The sequence below is a fragment of the Candidatus Darwinibacter acetoxidans genome (genome assembly GCF_041936445.1).
Lineage (GTDB): Bacteria > Bacillota > Limnochordia > Darwinibacteriales > Darwinibacteriaceae > DTU010.
This window is the reverse complement of the sequence record NZ_JBHGXH010000082.1, coordinates 1-1,309: the sequence shown is the minus strand read 5'-3', so window position 1 is coordinate 1,309 and position 1,309 is coordinate 1. Positions and strand designations below refer to the sequence as shown.

The 1,309-nt window shown below is 56.6% G+C and carries 2 protein-coding genes; both read right to left on the bottom strand.

Annotation, left to right across the window (positions count from 1 at the left end; translation table 11 throughout):
* The coding region (locus ACE4YL_RS02740) for a sugar phosphate nucleotidyltransferase (RefSeq protein ID WP_461369163.1) at positions 1–396 on the bottom strand (396 nt) is incomplete at its 3' end.
* Positions 397–430: 34 nt separating this feature from the next.
* A partial coding sequence (locus ACE4YL_RS02735) for a phosphonoacetaldehyde reductase (protein ID WP_461369162.1) occupies positions 431–1,309 on the bottom strand: 879 nt, incomplete at its 5' end.

Here is a 1,309-nt window from a genome sequence, read left to right as displayed (position 1 = left end):
ATTTTTTGACTGGAGCAGGCCCAGCCAAAGTGAGACCAGCGGCCCGGCGCTTGCATAGAAAGGGTTCATTACCGGGGCATAGCGGGCCAGGGAGGCAAGCCGATCCAGTTCTTCGTAGACTTTCAGCCGGCCGTGACCGATCACCGGTATGAACGTCGGCTCCCAGTTGGGTGTAAGAAAGGAGCGCACTATATGCTCAAAAATACTCATGCCGCTTTCACACAATAAAATTGCCTTGGGCCGATCCTTGGTTAGAGGAAGCAGCCGCTTGCCCCTCCCCGCCATCAATACAACCACGTCGATCTTAACCCTGGAAGGCAGCGGAGAGCTGCCGGCGGTTATCTCTTTTAACCCTTTTACGGCGGGGCTGGATGCCTCCGGTTCAGATAAGCGCACATTATCACCTCATAATGATCTAAACACGAATTGTTCATATCGTCAACGAGGATCGAAGGATATGCCGGAGCTGCTCCGGGGCAGCTTCCCGTAAATTGTTGTCCGCCCTGCCGGGAGTAAACATTTGCGGCACCAGTGAAGAAAGGTCTTCGCCTGGGGGAATATACTTTTCGACCATCTCTCTTATTTTAAGCCCACGGAATAACCTCACCAGCTCCGAATGCAGGGACGCTGCCGTGCCATATCCCAGGGTTCGGGCAGTATCCAGCAGCCTGCCGTCGTCGGCCCCGGCATTGTATTCCAGTATAGCCGGCAGGGTAAAGCTGCAAGCCAGTCCGTGAGGCATGCCGTAGCGGGCGGTAATGGGGTAGGAGATAGAATGGGCCAGGGCGGTGCGGGTGCCGCTGATGGCCAGCCCGGCCAGCGTGCTTGCTTCCATCATTTTAAAGCGGAGCCCCATGTCCTGCAGATCCAATACCAATGGGGGCAGGGTATGAAGGATAATCTTAATGGCCTGAAGGGCGTATCCCCGGGTCATGAGATTGGCGTTGCGGTTCCATATCGATTCGAAGGCATGGGAGAGGGCATCCAGGCCGGAGACGACGGTAATATCTTGCGGCAGGGTCAAGGTTAACTCCGGGTCAAGCAGGGCGGTCCGGGCAAAAAGCCTGGGCGATGCCAGGGAATATTTCTTCTCCGCAGCGAGATCCCATACCGTGGCAAAGGGAGTGACCTCGCTTCCGGTGCCCGCGGTAGTGGGTATGGCCAGCAGCGGCAAGGGAGCAGCATCGGGGAGCGTGCCCTGCTGCTTAAAATAGCCTCTTAAAGAAAAACCCGTGCCGGCAGCCAGCATGTACGTTAAAACCTTGGCCGTATCAATTGCACTGCCCCCGCCGAGAGCCACAATCTGCCG